This window comes from Streptomyces sp. NPDC031340 (assembly GCF_055569945.1).
Map to the genome: position 1 here is coordinate 1 of NZ_JBVIIE010000044.1, position 17,697 is coordinate 17,697.

A 17,697-nucleotide genomic window follows, 5' to 3' on the forward strand; every position below is an offset into this window, starting at 1 on the left:
GACACCCTTCGGAGTACATTCTCCCCCTCTCCGCCCCTCTTCCTGTCTCCCCCCCCCCCCCCCCCTACTCCCCCCCCCCCCCCCCCCCCACCCCCCCCCCCCCCTCCCCCCCCCCCTCCCCCCCCCCCCCCCCCCCCCCCCGCGTCCGGCTCATCCCGCCCGCAGGTGCCGGACCGCGGGCGGCGCGTGGCGGTGCGCGGTGGTCGCGGGCGTGGCCTCGAAACGGCTCGGGAAGGGGTACTTCCGCTCCAGGAAGGCGTGGATGGCGGCCCGCGCCGCCGCCCTCGCCGCCGGGGCGGTGTCGACGTCGTTGAGGCAGAAGAAGTCGACGTCCTCGCCCGCCGACAGCCGGGCCAGGCGCCGGCCCATGTCCGGCGTGCCCAGTTCCACGTAGCGGAAGCGGTAGTCCGCCGGGACGGCCCGCCCCGTCGCGATCGCCCAGTGGTGGTGGAGCGTGGACGCCGGGGCGACGTCGTGCACCGAGCGGAAACGCGAGGCGGCGGTCCGCTCCAGCTCCTCGATGCCGAAGCCCTCCATCTCCCGCATGACGGACAGCAGTTGGGGATGCGGGGTGTGCAGCGACTTGTGCCTGGCCTGCCGGCCGTGGAAGCGGCTGATCACCTCGCGGGCGTTCTTCCCCGCGGAGTTCGGGGCGGGCTCCAGCGGATGCGGGTCGCCCACGCCGAGCTTCAGCGGGGACAGCGGGATGCGGGCGATGCCGTTGCCGTGGAAGAAGAACTCGGCGCGCACCGGGCGGTTGATGAAGACGTCGTCGTTGAAGTAGAGGTAGCGCTCCGACAGGCCCGGTATGTGATGCAGCCGGCTCTCTATGGCGTGCGAGTTGAAGACGGGCAGCGCCTCGGCCGGGAGGATGTCCCGGTGGTCGACCACGGTCAGGCCCTCCGCCCGCGGATCCAGCCAGTCGGGCACCTGGGAGTCGGTCACCAGGTAGACGTGCCGGACGAACCCGGCGTACATCTCCAGCGAACGCAGCGCGTACTTCAGCTCGTCGTGGCTGGTGTAGCGGGAGGCGCCGGTCTCGCGCGGGGCGATGCCGCTGCCGGCCGGGTTCTGGTGGGCCCGGCGCTTCGCGGCCATCGCCGGGTCCTCCCCGTCCACCCATGTGTACACGGCGTCCACCGGGAAGCGCACCTCGTCCAGACCCGGCTCGGCGAACGCGGCGAACGTCGGCACGCTGCGACGCCGGCCCGCCACCGCGGCGGGCAGCTGCGCCGTCGCCGGCACCACCTCCGACACGGCGTTGGGGCGCGGGGCGACCAGCGCCGGGCCGAAGACGTCCCCGAGTCGGCTGCCGGGCACGGTCAGCCAGGACGGATCCGCGCCCATGTCGCGGCCACGGCGCCAGAACTCGACGTCGCACCCCGCCTCCAGGCCGCTGAGCACCTGGCCTCCGGGGCCGAGCCGCACCACGCCCGTACGCAGCACCGTGGCCCGGCGCAGCGCCCGCGGCAGCTTCCGGTCGGCCCACAGCGCGGCCCGCGTCACGGCCCCGTCCGGGCCGACGGCGCCGACGTAGCAGGCCGTGCCGGCGAAGCGCTCCGCGGCCCGGGCGAGGACCGTGCCGCGGTGCGTCTCCTCGACGCCGATCACCCGGCGCGGCGCGCCGGCCGTCTCCTCGGTGGGCACCAGGAAGTAGGGGACGCCGGCCGCCTCCAGCAGGGCGCACACGCCCTCCAGGTCGGCGTCGGCGGCGTCCGCGGCGGTGTAGCCGGCGACCGGGCGCCCGTACAGCGGCAGCGGTCCGCAGTACACGCGGCGCAGGCCGGGCACGGCGGCCCGCAGGCTCCGCCGGGCCCGGGCGGAGCGCAGCGCCCAGAGCCGGGCCCACAGCCAGAGTCTCAGGCGGGCCAGGAGATCCCGGGTGGCCCGCATGCCCGCGGCACCCGCGAGGCGGTGACGGATATCCATGGACGCGGCCCCGTCAGTTCTGCTTTTCGAAGCGGCTGGGGAACGGGAAGTAGTCCTCCAGGAACTCGTGCATCCGCACGCCGACCCGCTCCCGCTCCTCCGGCGGCACGTCGACGTCGTTGAGGCAGAAGAAGTCGAAGCGGCGGGTGCGGCGCAGGTCGGCCAGACGCGCCTCGGCGTCCGGGCGGCTGATGTTCACGTACCGGAAGCCGAACCGGCCCGGCACACCGCGGCCGGTCATCAGCGCGTACTGGTAGAGCAGCGGCGCCGTCATGGCGATGTCCTGCGGCGAGCGGAAGCGGGAGGCCGTGGTGCGGGCGACGTCCTCGGCGAAGAGCTCCTCCAGCTCCTGGAGCGTCGCGCGCTGCTGCGGCAGCGGGGTGTGCATGAAGTTGTTCGTGGTCATGCGCCCGAACCTCTCCAGCAGCAGCCGCCGGACGTTCTTGCTCGCGGAGTTGGTGGCCGTCTCCTCGGCGTGCGGCTTGCCCACGCCGATCTTGAGCGGGGACACCGGGATCTTCATCAGGCCGCTGCCGTGGAAGAAGTGCTCCGCGGTGACCCGGCGGCCGACGAACACGTCGTCGTTGAAGTACAGGTAGTGGTCCGACAGGCCCGGTATGTGGTGCAGCCGGGTCTCGATCGCGTGCGAGTTGAACACCGGCAGGACGTCCTGCGGGAAGATGTCGCGGTGGTCGACGACCGTGATGCCGTCGGCCCGGTCGTCGAGCCAGTGCGGCTTCTGGCCGTCGGTCACCAGGTAGATGTGCCGGACGAAGTCGGCGTACATCTCCAGCGAGCGCAGCGAGTACTTCAGCTCGTCGTGGCTGGTGTAGCGGGAGGCGTTGGTCTCCTTGTCCAGGATCTCGGCGGTGCCGCGCTCCTGGTACCGGGCCCGCTTCGCCCGCATCCCGGGCTCCTCGCCGTCGACCCAGGTGTAGACGACGTCGACCGGGAAGGTCACGTCGTTCACCGTGGGCAGGGTCAGCGGGGTGAAGGTCGGCAGCTCCCGGGCGCCGATCCGTACCGTGGCCGGCTTCTGCTCGGACGCCGGCAGTACGTCGGTGATCCCGTTGTTGCGCGGCGCGACCAGGGACTCGGCGAAGACGTCCTCGGACGCCTGCGGCTGTACCTTGGCCAGGCGCCGGGGCCCCTCGTCGGAGGCGAGGAGCTGCCCCCCGTCCTCCCAGAACTCCACGTCGCAGGCCAGCTCCGGCCCGGCGAGCAGTTGGCCGGCGGGCCCGAGGTGGTTCTCGCCGACGCGCAGCGTGGGCGCCGTGCGCAGCGCGGCCGGCAGGGCGCCGTCCATGAACAGGGCCGGGTGCTTGAGCTGACCGCCGGGCAGCGGCCTGCCGATGAACACCGCCTTGCCCGCGTTCCGGGCCTCGAGGGCGGTGAGGAAACGCTCCCGGTCGACGGCGTTCACCCCGACCGTGTGCCGTACCCGGGACGACGGCACCAGGAAGTAGGGGATCCCCTCCTGCTCCAGGGCGGCGACCACCAGGTCGAGGTTGGCTGCGGCCGCCTCGGCGGCGGTGAACCGGGTCACCACCCGCCCGTAGAACCGCTGCCCGCGCACCGCCACCGGGCGCAGCACCGGATCCGCGACCGCTGCCCTGCGGCGCCGCCGCATGGTGCGCAGCTGCCACACTCCCTCGGATGCCTTCCGCTCGACTCGCGGCCGCATCCTCCGGGCAAAAGAACGCACGGTCACGCTCGGGGCTCCTCTTCCTCATTGCTGAACATCCCTGCGCTAACCAGACAGGCGCACATGACGAAAGGTTGTAGAAGATTTCCCCGGGAATTAACGAACGTGAGGGGACCCACACAGCTCATTCATCATCGGCTGTGCTATGCGACGGCCTCGTCGGCGCCTCGCGGGCCGGACGGTCGGCGTCCCACCGGAACGGCACCACGGCGCGCGCCGGCGACTGCCCGTCACCGGCGAATGGCGCAGGTCGGGTGCCCGGGGCGCCACCGGGCGGCGGCGTCGTGGCCGAGAGCGGTTCCCCGGTCCTGCTGGAGCACGGTCACGGGCATGGCCGGACGGTTGCCCGCGGCCCGGCCGGCCCGGTCGGCCTGGTCGTGCTCCGTGTCGATGCCCGCGGAGGCGCGGTGGTCGGCGACGATCGACGGCACTGCCTCGCGGCAGGCTCGCAGGCAGGCAGGCAGGCAGGCAGGCAGGCAGGCAGGCAGGCAGGCAGGCGGCGCGGACGTCGGCCGGGACGGCGCGGGGGTCGTTCGACCGGGCGTCGAGGAAGTGCCCGAAGAACGCGTCCGCGCTCGCCGTGATCACCTCCTCGGGCAGGCCCGGCGGCCGGCCATGACGTAGAGCTGGGCCATGGGGCAGAGGTGGAAGGCGACCGCGGTCCGAGGCGCCGTGTGACGCCTCCCCCATCTCCAGCGTCGGCAGGACGTCCGGTCAGGCCGGCGCGGTGATCGCGGCGGGGTGGTCGAGGCCGGCCCGGCCACGACGATGCGGCGGGCCGCCGCGGCCCCCGCGCCCGCCCGGCACGAACTGGCGGGCGCGGCCGGCGGCCCGCTGACGCTCGGCCCGGGCGCGGACCACCTGGACGCGCCGCCCGCCGCGCCGGCGGAGGAGCGGCGGCCGGTGGAGGAGGGGCGCCCCGGCGCAGGAGCGGCGGCCCGGCCCGGTCAGGCGAGGGTGACCTCGACCGGCAGCCTCTTGATGCCGTTGACGAAGTTCGAGCGCACCCGCGGCACCTCGCCGACCAGCCGGATGTCCGCCAGCCGCGGGATGAGCTCCTCGAACATGATCCGGATCTCGGTGCGGGCGAGCAGGTTGCCCAGGCACAGGTGCGGGCTGCCCTTGCCGAAGGTGATGTGGTCGTTGTTCTGCCGGGTGACGTCGAAGTCGTAGGGGTTGCCGAAGACCTCCTCGTCGCGGTTGCCGGAGGCGTACCACATGACGACCTTGTCGCCCTCCTTGATGTGCTTGCCGTTCAGCTCCACGTCCCGGGTCGCGGTGCGCCGGAAGTGGTAGACGGGGGACGCCCAGCGCAGGAACTCCTCAACCGCCGTCGGGATCAGCGACGGGTCGTCCCTGAGGCGGGCGAGCTGCTCCGGGTGCTGCAGGAGGGCCAGCATGGAGTGGGTGATGGTGTGGCGGGTGGTCTCGTTGCCGGCCACCACCAGCAGCAGGAAGTAGTTGTCGAAGTCCTGCGCCGAGAGCGGCACTCCGTCCCGCGGGGTGGTGTTGACCAGCCGGGAGACCAGGTCGGTGCCGTCGCCGCCGCGCCGCTGCCGGGCCAGCTCGCGCCCGTAGGCGAAGACCTCCAGCGAGGCGGGGGAGCGGAAGGGCAGGTCGCGGTACTTCTCGCTCTCATCGCTGTGCAGCAGCACGTCCGCGTAGTCGGGGTCGGTGTTGCCGATGATGCGGTTGCCCCACTCGATGAGCTGCTGGTTGTCCTCCGGGGGCACGTCCAGGAGGCGGGCGAGGACGTTGATGGGGAAGTCGGCGGAGACCTCCTTGACGAAGTCGAAGCGTCCCTTCGCCAGCGCCGCGTCGAGGGTCTGGGCGGTCAGGCCGCGCAGGAAGTCGGTGTAGCTGCTGATCACGCTCGCGCCGAACTGGCGCTGGATGACGCTGCGCAGAGCGCGGTGGCGGACGCCGTCCAGCTCCAGGACCGAGGCGCGTTTCTTGATCTGGTCCTCGTCGAGCTCTTCCAGGTTGACGAACTTCGAGGAGGTGAAGGTCTCGGCGTCGCGGTCGACGCGCGCGATGTCGGCGTGCCGGGTGACCGCCCAGAAACCGGAGTTGGGCGCCTCCTCGGGCTGCCAGTGCACCGGGTCCTCGTGCCGCAGGGTGTGGAACATGCGCCAGGGGGTGACGCCGTCGGTGAAGTTGTCGAGGTCGGCGAGGTCGACGTCGGCCAGGGGCAGCGGTTCGCGCACGGCGTCGGTCACGTTCGGGGTGGTGATGCTCATGGGGTGCGGGCTCCTCGGTGTCACAGGTGGTAGGCGTACTCGGTGAACTCCCAGTCGGTGACGTGCCGTTGGAAGCGTTCGACCTCGTCGCGCTTGTAGGTGAGGTAGGAAGAGGTGAAGGACTTGCCGAGCAGCTCGGTCAGGTCGGCGTCGGCCTCCAGGGCGTCGAGCGCGGCCGGCAGGGTCGTCGGCAGCATGGCCGCCCGGCTGGTGTCGTAGCCGTAGCCCTCCAGCGGGGCGGGGGGCTCCTCGCCGGCCAGGACGCCCAGCAGCGCCGCCGCGGTGGTCGCGGCGACGGCGAGATAGGGGTTGGCGCTGGCGTCCCCGAGGCGCAGTTCGAACCGGGCTCCGGAGCCCCGCTCGGGCGGGATGCGGACCATCGCGCTGCGGTTGTCCATGCCCCAGTCGATCAGCCAGGGCGCGAGGGTGTCGGGGCCGAAGCGCTTGTAGGAGTTGACCGTCGGGTTGAGCAGCGCGGCCAGGGCGGGCGCGTGGGCGAGGACACCGGCGACGGCGTGCCGGGCGGTGGCCGACAGGCCGTGGGCGCCGGCGGGGTCGTCGAAGGCGTTGCGGCCGTCCGCGCCGGTGCAGGAGAAGTGCAGGTGGAAGCCGGAGCCGCCGGCGTCGTTGAACGGCTTGGCCATGAAGGTGGCGAGCCTGCCCTCGCGCCGGGCCAGTTCCTTGACCGCGGCCTTCAGGCGGAAGGCGCGGTCGGCGGCGGAGAGGGCGTCGGAGTGCAGCAGGTTGATCTCGAACTGTCCGCCGTCGAACTCGTGGTTGCCGCTGAGCACCCCGATGCCGAGGCCGCGCACCTGCCGCAGCGTGCGCAGCAGGTGGTTGTCCGGGTCGGCGCGCAGGCCGGCGGTGTAGACGACGCCGCCGGTGGTGTCGTAGCGCCGCCACCCGCCGGCCGTCCCGGGGGCCGGCTCGCACAGGAAGTACTCCAGCTCGGGGCCGACGACCGGGCTCAGCCCGTGCTTCCGGCACCGGTCGAGGACCGCGTGCAGCAGGTCGCGGGGTGACTCGGGGGCCGGCCGTCCGGTGGCCGGGTCGACGACGTCGGCGAGGCAGGCGGCGACGCCGGGCTCCCAGGGCAGGGCGGTGAGGGTGTTCAGGTCGGGCCGTACGGAGACGTCCGGCAGGCCGGCGTCCAGGCCGCCGCTGACCGGGACCACGTCGCCCTGCGGGGTGGTGTGGTAGACGGCCCGGCAGAAGGCGAGCCCGTGTTCGACGGCCCGCGGCAGCTCCTCCAGCAGCACGTCGCGGGCCCGGTCGGTGCCGATGAGGTCGGGATAGGTCACCCGGACCACGTCGATGCCGTCGGCGGCGAGCCGGTCCATGTGACGGCGGACTTCTGGCAGGTCTTGAGCGCTCACCGTTGTCTCCTCGGGCGGACGGCGGGACACCTCCGGGACCGGACGTCCGGGAGGCGGGTGGCGTGGGGGAGAAGGAGGCCGGGGCGCTTCTGCGGGAGGCAGCTCCGGGCCGGTTGTTTGATGCCAAACGGTAAGGAGGGGCGGACCTTGCCGCAAGGGGGACGGGGAAAGAATTTATCCATACGGATAGCTATTGACCAGGGGGTGCCCCCTGCCTACCTTGTTTGAAGCCAAACGAGTTGGGGGCGCGTTCTCGGCGCCCCTTTGGCCGGGGCCCGGCCGTTCCGCGGCCGGGCCCCTCTTCTGCTTCTTCCTCTCCCCCGCTCCCGTTCCCCAGGAGGACCGGCCATGAAGGTCGTCGTCGACATGAACAAGTGCCAGGACCACGGCCAGTGCGTCTTCGCGGCCCCCGACGTCTTCTCCATGGACGACGCGGGACACCTGGTGTACGTCTCCGAGCCCGACGACGCGCTGCGCGACGAGGTCGAGGAAGCGGCCGACGTGTGTCCGCTGCAGGCCATCCGGATCGAGGGCTGACCCGATGCCGTCCGGACGCATCGTCGTGGCCGGCGCCTCCATGGCCGGCCTGCGCGCCGCCGAGCAGCTGCGCGCCGCCGGCTGGAGCGGAGCGATCACGCTCGTCGGCGAGGAACCCCACATGCCCTACAACCGGCCGCCGCTGTCCAAGGAGGTCCTGGCCGGCAGAGCGCCCTTCGAGTCCCTGGCCTTCCGCCCCCGCGCCGAGGTGTCCGACGCCGAGTGGCGGCTGGGCACGAAGGCCGTGGCGGCCCGGCTCGCGGAACGGACCGTCTCGCTCGACGACGGCTCTACGCTGCCGTACGACGGGCTCGTCGTCGCCACCGGCATGCGGCCCCGGCGCCTGACCTGCCCCGGCCCGGTCGAGGGGCGGCACACCGTGCGCACCCTCGCCGACGCGCGGGGACTGCGCGAGGCGCTCACCCGGCCCGGCGCGCGGGTCGTCGTGGTGGGCGCCGGCTTCATCGGCTGCGAGGTCGCCGCGACCGCGGTGGGCCTCGGGGCCGCCGAGGTGACGGTCGTCGACCCGCTGCCCCTGCCCATGCTCGGCCCGCTCGGCGACCTGCTCGCCCGGGCGCTGCTGAAGCGGCACCGGGAGCGCGGCGTGCGCTTCGCCCTCGGCACCGGAGTGTCCGGCTTCACCGGCGAGGACCGGGTCACCGGCGTGGTGCTGGCCGACGGGACCGTGCTGCCCGCCGACGTGGTTGTGGAGTCGGTCGGCTCGGTCGCCAACACCGAATGGCTCGACGGCAATGGCCTCGACCTCACCGACGGGGTGCTGACCGACGGCATGCTGCGCGCCGGCGGACACCCGGAGGTCGTCGCGGTCGGCGACGTGGCCCGCTTCCCCAACCCCCGCTACGACGGTGTGCCGCGCCGCGTCGAGCACTGGTCCATCCCGACGGACACCGCCAAGCACGCGGCGAGGACCCTCGTCTCCCATCTGGCCGGAACCGAGGAACCGCCGGCGCCCTTCGCGCCGCTGCCGACCTTCTGGAGCGACCAGCACGAGTTCCGGCTGCAGTCCTTCGGGGCGCCCGCCCTCGGCAAGGACGACGTACGCGTCCTCGACGGCGACCCGGACGGGGACGTCCTCGTCGGCTACCACGCCCACGGCCGGCTCGTCGGCGTCGTGGCGCTCGGCGGCCGGGCCGCCGCGTCCGCCGCCGCCCGGTACCGCGCCGAACTGCTCGAGCAGCCCGCCCTCACCGCATAAGGAACCCCAGTGACCAGTGTCCGTGGATACTTCCCTCCCAAGACGGCGAGCGGCGCCTCGTCGCTGATCCCGTCGCCGCCGTGGCGCTACTCCGGTGACCTGCTCACCGTCGAGTACCGCACCGACCCCGCCAGGGTGCGCGAACTGCTGCCCGAACCGCTTCAGCTCGCCGACGACGACCCCGGCGCGGTCGCGCTGATCTGGGCCGACTGGCAGTCCTGCTCGGCCTCCGGCGCGGAACTGCTCGACCCCGTGCTCTCCCAGTACAAGGAGGCCTTCGCGGTCGTGCGCTGCAAGTACCGCGGGCAGACGTACTCGCGCTGCGTCTACATCTGGGTCGACAAGGACTTCGCGATCGCCCGCGGACTGCACCAGGGCTACCCGAAGAAGCTCGGCTCCATCCACCAGACCCGCCCGCACCCTTACGGGCCCGCTCCGCGCATCGAGGCCGGGGCCCGCTTCGGGGCGACGCTCGCCGCCGCGGACCGGCGGCTGGCGCAGGCCGTGGTGACGCTGCGGGAGCCGTCGGAGACGAACGGTTTCGTCAACAGCCACCCCATGGCCCACCACCGCTGGCTGCCGTCGATCGAGAAGGGCAAGGGCCTCGCGCTGGACGAGCTGATCGAGTCCGGCGCGGCGTCCTTCGAGGCCGGGCAGGCCTGGCGCGGCGACGCGGAGCTGGAGCTGTTCGAGGCGCCCACCGAGGAACTGGCCAGGCTGGAGATCCGCGAGCCGATCGCCGCCTACTACCGCCAGGTCGGCGTCGTCTGGGACGGCGGCCGCCTCCTGGAGTCGAACACCTCCGGCGCCGAGTGACCTCCGCACACCACACCGCACTGGGAGACCGGACATGACTGACCACACGCTCACGGTGGCCGGGGTCGCCGTCGACACCCGGCACTTCATCGGCGGCGAACGCGTCGCCTCCGACGCCACCTTCACCGACTTCTCGCCCATCGACGGCAGCGTCCTCGGCGAGATCGCCCGCGGCGGGGCCGCCGAGGCGGAGGCCGCCGTGGCCGCCGCCAAGGCCGCCTTCCCCGCCTGGGCCGCCACCCCCCGCGCGGAACGCGCCCGCCTCCTGCACGCCGTCGCGGACGGCGTCGAGAAGCGCCTGGAGGACCTGGCGATCGTCGAGACCTGCGACAACGGCGCCCTGCTGCGCTCGCACCGTCGCGGCGTCATGCCGCGCGTCGCCCACAACTTCCGCTTCTTCGCCGACTGGCTGCTGAAGCTGGAGCACGAGGACTTCGAGACGCGGGGCCACACCAACCACGTGAGCTGGGACCCGGCCGGACCCTGCGTGCTGATCACGCCGTGGAACGCGCCGCTGATGCTGGCCACCTGGAAGGTCGCCCCGGCCCTCGCGGCCGGCGACACCGTCGTCCTCAAGCCCGCCGAGTGGTCCCCGCTGACCGCGTCCCTGCTCGCCGACATCGCCGCCGAGGCCGGCCTGCCCGCCGGTGTCCTCAACGTCGTCCAGGGCTACGGCGCCGAGATCGGCGACCCGCTGACCTCCCACCCCGACGTGCGCCGGATCAGCTTCACCGGGTCGGTGCCCACCGCCAAGCGCATCTCCGCCTCGGCCGCGGCCAACCTCACCCCGCTCAGCCTGGAGCTCGGCGGCAAGTCACCCCTGCTGGTGTTCGCCGACGCCGACCTCGACCTCGCCGTCGACCTGGCGGTGGAGCAGTACGACAACGCCGGGCAGGTCTGCCTCGCCGCCACCCGCATCCTCGTCGAGGAGCCGGTCGCCGAGGAGTTCACCCGCCGCTTCGTGGCGAAGGCGTCCCGGCTGACGCAGGGCGACCCGCGCGACGAGGCCACCGACATCGGCCCGAACATCCACCCCCGCCAGCTGGAGAAGATCGACGGGTTCGTGCGGCGGGCGCTCGCGGCCGGCGCCCGACCGGTCATCGGCGGCCACCGTGGCGAGGGCCAGTACTACGCGCCGACGCTGCTCACCGACGTCGCCCAGGACTCGGAGATCGTGCAGGAGGAGGTCTTCGGCCCGGTGCTGACCCTGCAGACCTTCACCGGCGAGGACGAGGCCGTCCGCCTGGCCAACGACACCCGCTTCGGCCTGGCCGCCACCGTGGCCACCGGCGACCGCGAACGCGCCGAGCGCGTCACCGCGCGGCTCGTGGCGGGCACCGTCTGGGTCAACTGCTTCTTCGTCCGCGACCTTCAGGCCCCCTTCGGCGGCTCCCGCCACTCCGGCGTGGGCCGGGAGGGCGGCACCTGGAGCTTCGACTTCTACTGCGACCTGAAGAACACCGTCACCGCACCGAAGGGCTTCCACGACCATGGGTGAGATCGTCGGGGCGGGCCTGCTCGCCCACGTCCCCACCATCGTGCTCCCCGAACAGGACCGGCTGGAACTCAACGAGGGCAAGGAGATCACCCTCGTCACCGGCCTGCGGGAGCTGCGCCGGGACGTCTTCGAACGCGACTCCGCCCAGGGGTACGACACCGTCGTCGTCCTGGACTCCCACTGGGCGACCACCGTCGAGTTCGTCGTCACCGCCCAGCGGCGGCGCGCCGGGCTGTTCACGTCCGAGGAGCTGCCGCGCGGCATGTGCCGGATGCCGTACGACTTCCCCGGCGACCCCGAACTCGCCCACAACATCGCCTCGTTCGCGGACCGGCACGGCACCTGGATCACCGCGATCGACGACGAGTACCTGCCGATCTTCTACGCCACCACCAACCTGTGGAAGTTCCTCGGCGAGGGACTGCCCGACAAGCGGTGGGTGACCATCGGCGTCTGCCAGACCGGCGACATGGAGGATCACCTGCGCCTCGGCCGGGCGCTCGCCGACGGCATCGCCGCCACCCCGGGCCGCCGGGTGCTGCTGATCGCCTCCGGCGCCCTCTCGCACACCTTCTGGCCGCTGCGTGAGCTGCGCGCCCACGAGGCCAGCGACCCGGCGCACGTCTTCACGCCCGAGGCCCGCGAGGCCGACCTCGAGCGGATCGCCTGGTTCAAGGAGGGCCGCCACGACAAGGTCCTCGACACCATGGACGACTTCTCCCGGTACAAGCCCGAGGCGAAGTTCTTCCACTACCTGATGATGGCCGGCGCCCTCGGCGAGCAGGCCTGCACCGCGAAGGCCCGCCAGTACGGCGAGTACGAGAACTCCATCGGCACCGGCCAGGTCCACCTCTGGTTCGACCGCCCCGCCGACGGCTGGACCGGCGCCGGCCTGCCCACCCCCGACAGCCGCAGCTAGGAGCCCCCCATGCCCGAATACCGCCGCATCCTCCTCGACGGCGCGGCCGTCGAAACCGTCGTCGACGGGGACGAACTCGTCGCCGGGGACGGCCGGCGCGTCAAGATCGACGACGCCCACCACCTGCCCCCGGTCGTCCCGTCCAAGGTGATCGCCGTCCACCTCAACCACCGCAGCCGGGTCGACGAGTTCGGCATCGGCCTGCCCGGCACCCCCACCTACTTCCACAAGCCGACCTCCTCCCTCAACTCCCACCGGGGCGCGATCGTCCGCCCCGAGGGCTGCAAGTGGCTCAACTACGAGGGCGAGGTCGCCATCGTCATCGGCCGTACCGCGCGCAACATCGCCCCGGCCGAGGCGGGGGAGTACATCGCCGGGTACACGGTCGCCAACGACTACGGCCTGCACGACTTCCGGGACACCGACGCCGGCTCCATGCTCCGGGTCAAGGGCTCCGACACCCTCTGCCCGCTCGGCCCCGGCCTGGTCACCGACTGGGACTTCCGCGGCAAGCGGCTGCGGACGTACGTCAACGGGGAGGTCGCGCAGGACGGCTCCACCGACGAGATGACGTGGGACATGCACTACCTCGTCGCCGACATCGCCCGCACCATCACCCTGTACCCCGGAGACGTGCTGCTGTCCGGCACCCCGGCCAACTCACGGCCCGTCCAGCCCGGCGACGTCGTCGAGGTCGAGGTCGAGGGTCTGGGCCGGCTGACCAACCACATCGTCACCGGCCCGACCGCCATCCGCACGGACGTCGGCGCGCAGCCCACCGAGTCCGAGGAGGTGCTGTCCACCGCGCTCGGCGGCGACTGGGAGTTCCGTGGCATCCGGCCTCCGCGCCGCTGAGGCGGCCGGCCCGGGTAGGGTCGGCCGCATGACGGAGTCCGCCGAGACCTCGCAGCAGCCCCGTACCCGGTCGCGGAAGAAGCGGCTCGGTTACGGCGAGGGGCGCGAGGCGCTGCTCAAGGCCGCCGTGCGGGTGGTCGCGCGGCGCGGACTGCGCCACCTCACCTACCGGGCCGTCGCCGAGGAGGCCGGGGTCACGCACGGTCTCGTCGTCCACCACTTCGGCTCCCGCGACGCGCTGATCGAGGAGTCCCTGGCCTACGCCGTGCGCGCCAGCCTGAGCAGCAGCCTGCTGGAGCCGGGCACCGGCCGGCCCGAGGACTTCGTCACCGGCGTGCCGGAGATGGTGGAGCAGGACGCGGACGGTCAGGCGTACCAGTACGAGCTGCTGCTGGAGGCGCGCCGCCGGCCCGAGCTGCTGCCGCGGGTGCGCGAGCGCTACGACGAGTACTTCGACGCCTCGCGGCGCGAGCTGGCCCGCATCCTGCCCGACGGCGTGAGCCCGGCCTTCAACCGGCTCGTGTTCGCCGCGCTCGACGGTCTCGTGCTGCACCAGCTCACCGGTGTCGGCGACCGCGCCGACACCGAGGCCGCCCTCGCCGAGCTGCGCTCCCTGCTGAGCGCGCTCGGCGAGCGGCCTTCCGCGCACCGCGACTGAGCGTGCCCGGCACGAGACCCCCCGTCGCGGCTCGCGGCGGGGGGTCTCCCGTCCGTAAATTCCTCTCCCGCCCCCTTGTCAGATGGATAGTTCCAGCTCACCATGAGGCAACTCGTTTGGCTCAAAACGAAACCTCTTCCCTTCCTCAGCAGGTGATCCGAGTGGACAGTCAGACGGTCGACGCCTCCCCGCAGACCGCGGAGGGCACCCGCCCCGCGGCCACCCTCAAACGCAACGCCCTGGGCGTCCTGGGCATCCTCTTCTTCGTCCTGTCCGCCCAGGCGCCGCTCACCGGCATCGCGGGAGCCGTCCCGATCGCCGTCGCCATCGGCAACGGCCCCGGAGCCCCGGCCGCCTACGCCGTCGCCGGCGCCGTCATCCTGCTGTTCTCGGTGGGCTTCGTGGCGATGGGCCGGCACGTGGTGAACGCGGGCGCCTTCTACACCTACATCGGCAAGGGCCTCGGCCGCACCACCGGCAGCGGCAGCGCCGCCGTCGCGCTGTTCGCCTACTGCACGGTGCAGGCCGCGATGTACGGCCTGTACGGCGTCACCGTCTCCGGCCTGGTCGGGCACTACACCGGCCTGCACACGCCCTGGTGGGTGTGGGCGCTGGTCACCATGGTCGTCGTCCAGGTGCTCGGCGCGGCCGGCATCGAGATCGGCGCCAAGATCCTCGCGGTGTTCGTCCTGGCCGAGTTCAGTATCCTGCTCGCCTTCGCCCTGGTCACCCTCGCCACGGGCGGCGGCCCGGAGGGCCTCGGCGTCGCCGACACCTTCTCCCCGGGCGCCGTCCTGCAGGGCGCGCCCGGCGTGGCCCTGATGTTCGCCGTGGCGTCCATGTTCGGCTTCGAGGCCACCGCCATCTACGGCGAGGAGGCCCGCACCCCGCACAAGACCGTGCCCCGCGCCACCTATCTCTCCGTCGGCGTGGTCACCGGCTTCTTCGCCTTCATCTCCTGGATGCTCGTCTCCTCCTACGGCCCCTCGAAGGCCACCGCGGCCGCCGGACGCGCCCTCGCGGGCGGCGACTCCACGGTGTTCGTGTTCGAGCCGATCGCCGACCGGTTCGGCGGCTGGGTCTACGACGTCCTGCCCGTCCTGCTCGCCACCTCCCTCTTCGCCGGCATCCTCGCCTTCCACAACTCCGCCAACCGCTACCTGTTCTCCCTCAGCCGCGAGGGCCTGCTCCCGGCCCGGCTGCGCTCCCTCAACTCCCGGCACGCCCCCTGGAGCGCGGGCGTCGTGCAGACCGTGATCGCGGTGCTCCTGGTCGTCCCGTTCGCGCTGGCGGGCAAGGACCCCGTCCTCACCCTCTTCTCCTGGGGCAGCGGCGTCGGCGTCCTCGCCTGCATGCTGCTGTACTTCCTGACGTCGGTGTCCGTGATCGTCTTCTTCCGCCGTTCACGCCTCGACACCCGGCCCTGGAACACCCTGATCGCGCCCGCCCTCGGCGCCCTGGGCATCGCCGCCGTGATCTGGATCGTCGTCGCGAACTTCACCACCCTCATCGGCGGGGACCCCGCCACCGCCGCCTGGCTCGTCCTCGCCGTACCGGCGGTGCTGCTGCTGGGCGCCGGCGCCGCGCGCGCCGTCCACGCCCGGGCCTCCGCCCGCTGACCCACCCTCATCGGGCCCGGCCCCTCCCGCAGACGGGCCGGGCCCCTTCCCCACTGCTCCCGTACCGCGGTGATCCCGTACCCGGGCATCGCCGCCCTCCCGTACCCCCTGGACGGAAACACATGCTGGACGTCACCCACGACGACCTGCTGCGCCGCGCCGAGGCGCTCGACCTGCCGACGCTGCACCACATCGACGGGACCGACGAACCCGGATCCGGCGCGACCTTCGCGGTCGTCTCGCCACGCGACGGGCAGGTCCTCACCGAGGCCGCCGACGCGGGGCAGGCCGAGGTCGACCACGCCGTCGCCGCCGCCCGCCGCGCCTTCGACTCCGGCCCCTGGCCACGCCTGGCGCCCGCCGACCGCGGCCGCGTCCTGCTGCGCATGGCCGACCTGCTCGAAGAACGAAGGGAGGCTCTCGCCCTCACCGTCACCCTGGAGATGGGCAAGCCGATCACGGACGCCCACGACATCGAACTGCGCGCCGCGATCAACACCTTCCGCTGGTACGGCCAACTCGCCGACAAGCTCACCGACGAGTCCCCGCACGCCGCCCCCGACGCCCTCGCCCTGGTCACCCGCGAACCGGCGGGCGTGGTCGGCGCCGTGGTCCCCTGGAACTTCCCGCTGACGCTCGCCAGTTGGAAGGTGGCCCCGGCCCTGGCCGCGGGCTGCACGGTCGTGCTGAAGCCGTCCGAGTCCACCCCGCTGTCCGCCCTGCTCCTCGGCCGCATCGGCACCGAGGCCGGACTGCCGCCCGGGGCGCTGAACGTCGTCACCGGCGACGGCCCCACCGCCGGCCGCGCCCTCGGCCTGCACCCGGACGTCGACGTCCTCGCCTTCACCGGATCGACGGCCGTGGGCCGCCACTTCCTGCGCTACGCCGCCGACTCCAACCTCAAGCGGGTCTGGCTGGAGCTCGGCGGCAAGTCGCCCAACATCGTCCTGCCCGACGCCCCCGACCTGGACAGGGCCGCGGCCACCGCCGCCTGGGGGATCTTCTTCAACCAGGGCGAGATGTGCACCGCGCCCTCCCGGCTCCTGGTCCACTCCTCGGTCGCCGAGCGGGTGACCGACGCGATCGTGCGCCGCGCCGAGGAACTCCGGCTCGGCGACCCCCTCGACCCGGCGACCGAGATGGGCGCACTGGTGGGCGCGGCCCACCTGGAGCGGGTACGCGACCACGTCGCCAACGGCCGCGCGGAGGGCGCCCGCCTGCGCACGGGCGGCGAACCCGCCCTGGCGGAGACCGGCGGCACCTACCTGCGGCCGACCGTCTTCGACCGGGTCGAGCCCGGCATGCGGCTGGCCCGCGAGGAGATCTTCGGCCCCGTCCTGTCGGTCCTCACCTTCGACGACCTGGACGAGGCGGTCCGCCTCGCCAACGCCACCGAGTACGGCCTCGCCGCCGGCCTGTGGACGTCCGACCTGTCCACCGCGCACCGCGTCTCCCGCGCCCTGAGGGCCGGCACCGTCTGGGTCAACTGCTACGAGGAGGGCGACCTGACCGTCCCCTTCGGCGGAATGAAGCAGTCCGGCAACGGCCGCGACAAGTCCGCCCACGCGCTGGAGAAGTACACCGAACTCAAGACGACCTGGATCCAGTTGTGACCCGCCCGCTCATCGCCGTCCCCGCCCGCTTCTCCGCCACCACCTCCGCCCTGCGCTTCGCCGCCGAGGTCAACGCCCGCGCCCTGATCGAGGCCGTGTGGCGGGCGGGCGGCGAACCCGCGACCATCCACCCCGCCGAGGCCGGAGTGGCGCAGCGGCTCGCCCGGTTCGACGGCGTCCTGCTGCCCGGCGGCGGCGACCTCGCCCCGCACCGCTACGGCGCCGCCGACACCCACGACACCGTCTACGACGTCGACGAGCTCCAGGACTCCTTCGACCTCCAGGTCGCCCGCCACGCCCTGGCGTCGGGCCTGCCCCTGCTGGCGGTCTGCCGCGGGCTGCAGGTCGCCAACGTCGCGCTCGGCGGCACCCTGGAGCAGGACATGGGCGGCCCGGACCTGGACCACCGCCACCGCGTCCACCCGGTCCGCGTCCGGCAGGGCACGCTCCTGGAACAGGCCCTGGGCACGGACAAACTGGACGCCTCCTGCTACCACCACCAGCGGGTCGACCGCCTCGGCAGCGGCCTCACGGCCGTCGCCACGGCCGCCGACGGCACCGTCGAGGCCCTCGAAGCGACCGCCGCTCGGGGCTGGTTCGTCGCCGTCCAGTGGCACCCGGAGGACACCGCCGAACGGGACCCGGTCCAGCAGCGGCTGTTCGAGGCACTGGTGGAGGCGGCGCGTATGCGCGGCCGCGCCTGAGGGGTGGCCGGG

General features: G+C 73.0%; 14 protein-coding genes and 1 pseudogene. 10 read left to right on the forward strand and 5 right to left on the reverse strand.

Annotated elements, in window-relative coordinates; all coding sequences use genetic code 11:
• Positions 1 to 150 precede the first annotated feature (150 nt).
• The 5 genes and pseudogenes from ACZ5GT_RS28840 to ACZ5GT_RS28860 all read right to left on the reverse strand — a co-directional run bounded on the left by ACZ5GT_RS28840 (position 151) and on the right by ACZ5GT_RS28860 (position 7,250).
• Positions 151 to 1,929 carry a stealth family protein gene (locus ACZ5GT_RS28840; protein ID WP_469031845.1) on the reverse strand — a complete coding sequence of 593 codons (1,779 nt, stop codon included), beginning with the start codon at positions 1,927 to 1,929 and terminating at the stop codon, positions 151 to 153.
• 13 nt (positions 1,930 to 1,942) lie between these two features.
• Positions 1,943 to 3,640 carry a stealth family protein gene (locus tag ACZ5GT_RS28845; RefSeq protein ID WP_469031846.1) on the reverse strand — a complete coding sequence of 566 codons (1,698 nt, stop codon included), beginning with the start codon at positions 3,638 to 3,640 and terminating at the stop codon, positions 1,943 to 1,945.
• 90 nt (positions 3,641 to 3,730) lie between these two features.
• Positions 3,731 to 4,405: pseudogene (locus tag ACZ5GT_RS28850) on the reverse strand (hypothetical protein); the annotation flags it as partial.
• A 176-nt stretch (positions 4,406 to 4,581) separates the two neighbouring features.
• Entirely contained in the window at positions 4,582 to 5,874 is a 1,293-nt protein-coding gene (locus tag ACZ5GT_RS28855) for a cytochrome P450 (RefSeq protein WP_469031847.1), read from the reverse strand.
• A gap of 20 nt (positions 5,875 to 5,894) precedes the next feature.
• The gene (locus ACZ5GT_RS28860; RefSeq protein ID WP_469031848.1) at positions 5,895 to 7,250 is read right to left on the reverse strand and encodes a glutamine synthetase family protein; all 1,356 of its coding nucleotides are present in this window, start codon (positions 7,248 to 7,250) and stop codon (positions 5,895 to 5,897) included.
• A 348-nt stretch (positions 7,251 to 7,598) separates the two neighbouring features.
• Here ACZ5GT_RS28860 and ACZ5GT_RS28865 point away from each other — a divergent pair, with 348 nt between their 5' ends.
• From ACZ5GT_RS28865 to ACZ5GT_RS28910, 10 genes are all read left to right on the forward strand, one after another.
• Positions 7,599 to 7,787: a ferredoxin gene (locus ACZ5GT_RS28865; RefSeq protein WP_469031849.1), complete on the forward strand. Its 189-nt coding sequence runs from the start codon at positions 7,599 to 7,601 to the stop codon at positions 7,785 to 7,787.
• A 4-nt stretch (positions 7,788 to 7,791) separates the two neighbouring features.
• Positions 7,792 to 9,003: an NAD(P)/FAD-dependent oxidoreductase gene (locus tag ACZ5GT_RS28870; RefSeq protein WP_469031850.1), complete on the forward strand. Its 1,212-nt coding sequence runs from the start codon at positions 7,792 to 7,794 to the stop codon at positions 9,001 to 9,003.
• A 9-nt stretch (positions 9,004 to 9,012) separates the two neighbouring features.
• Positions 9,013 to 9,819, forward strand: coding sequence for an acetoacetate decarboxylase family protein (locus ACZ5GT_RS28875; protein ID WP_469031851.1), 807 nt, complete (start codon positions 9,013 to 9,015; stop codon positions 9,817 to 9,819).
• 34 nt (positions 9,820 to 9,853) lie between these two features.
• On the forward strand, positions 9,854 to 11,317 hold the full coding sequence (locus ACZ5GT_RS28880; RefSeq protein WP_469031852.1) for an aldehyde dehydrogenase: 1,464 nt from the start codon (positions 9,854 to 9,856) through the stop codon (positions 11,315 to 11,317).
• The gene (locus ACZ5GT_RS28885; protein WP_469031853.1) at positions 11,310 to 12,236 is read left to right on the forward strand and encodes a 3,4-dihydroxyphenylacetate 2,3-dioxygenase; all 927 of its coding nucleotides are present in this window, start codon (positions 11,310 to 11,312) and stop codon (positions 12,234 to 12,236) included. Before ACZ5GT_RS28880 ends, ACZ5GT_RS28885 begins: the two co-directional genes overlap by 8 nt.
• Before the next feature lie 9 nt (positions 12,237 to 12,245).
• Positions 12,246 to 13,091, forward strand: a complete 846-nt coding sequence (locus ACZ5GT_RS28890; protein WP_469031854.1) for a fumarylacetoacetate hydrolase family protein — start codon at positions 12,246 to 12,248, stop codon at positions 13,089 to 13,091.
• 28 nt (positions 13,092 to 13,119) lie between these two features.
• A complete protein-coding gene (locus ACZ5GT_RS28895; RefSeq protein ID WP_469031855.1) occupies positions 13,120 to 13,749 on the forward strand; it encodes a TetR/AcrR family transcriptional regulator in 630 nt (209 codons plus the stop codon).
• 161 nt (positions 13,750 to 13,910) lie between these two features.
• Entirely contained in the window at positions 13,911 to 15,368 is a 1,458-nt protein-coding gene (locus ACZ5GT_RS28900; RefSeq protein ID WP_469031856.1) for an APC family permease, read from the forward strand.
• A 122-nt stretch (positions 15,369 to 15,490) separates the two neighbouring features.
• The gene (locus tag ACZ5GT_RS28905) at positions 15,491 to 16,981 is read left to right on the forward strand and encodes an aldehyde dehydrogenase (RefSeq protein WP_469031857.1); all 1,491 of its coding nucleotides are present in this window, start codon (positions 15,491 to 15,493) and stop codon (positions 16,979 to 16,981) included.
• Entirely contained in the window at positions 16,978 to 17,685 is a 708-nt protein-coding gene (locus tag ACZ5GT_RS28910; RefSeq protein WP_469031858.1) for a gamma-glutamyl-gamma-aminobutyrate hydrolase family protein, read from the forward strand. Before ACZ5GT_RS28905 ends, ACZ5GT_RS28910 begins: the two co-directional genes overlap by 4 nt.
• Positions 17,686 to 17,697 lie beyond the last annotated feature (12 nt).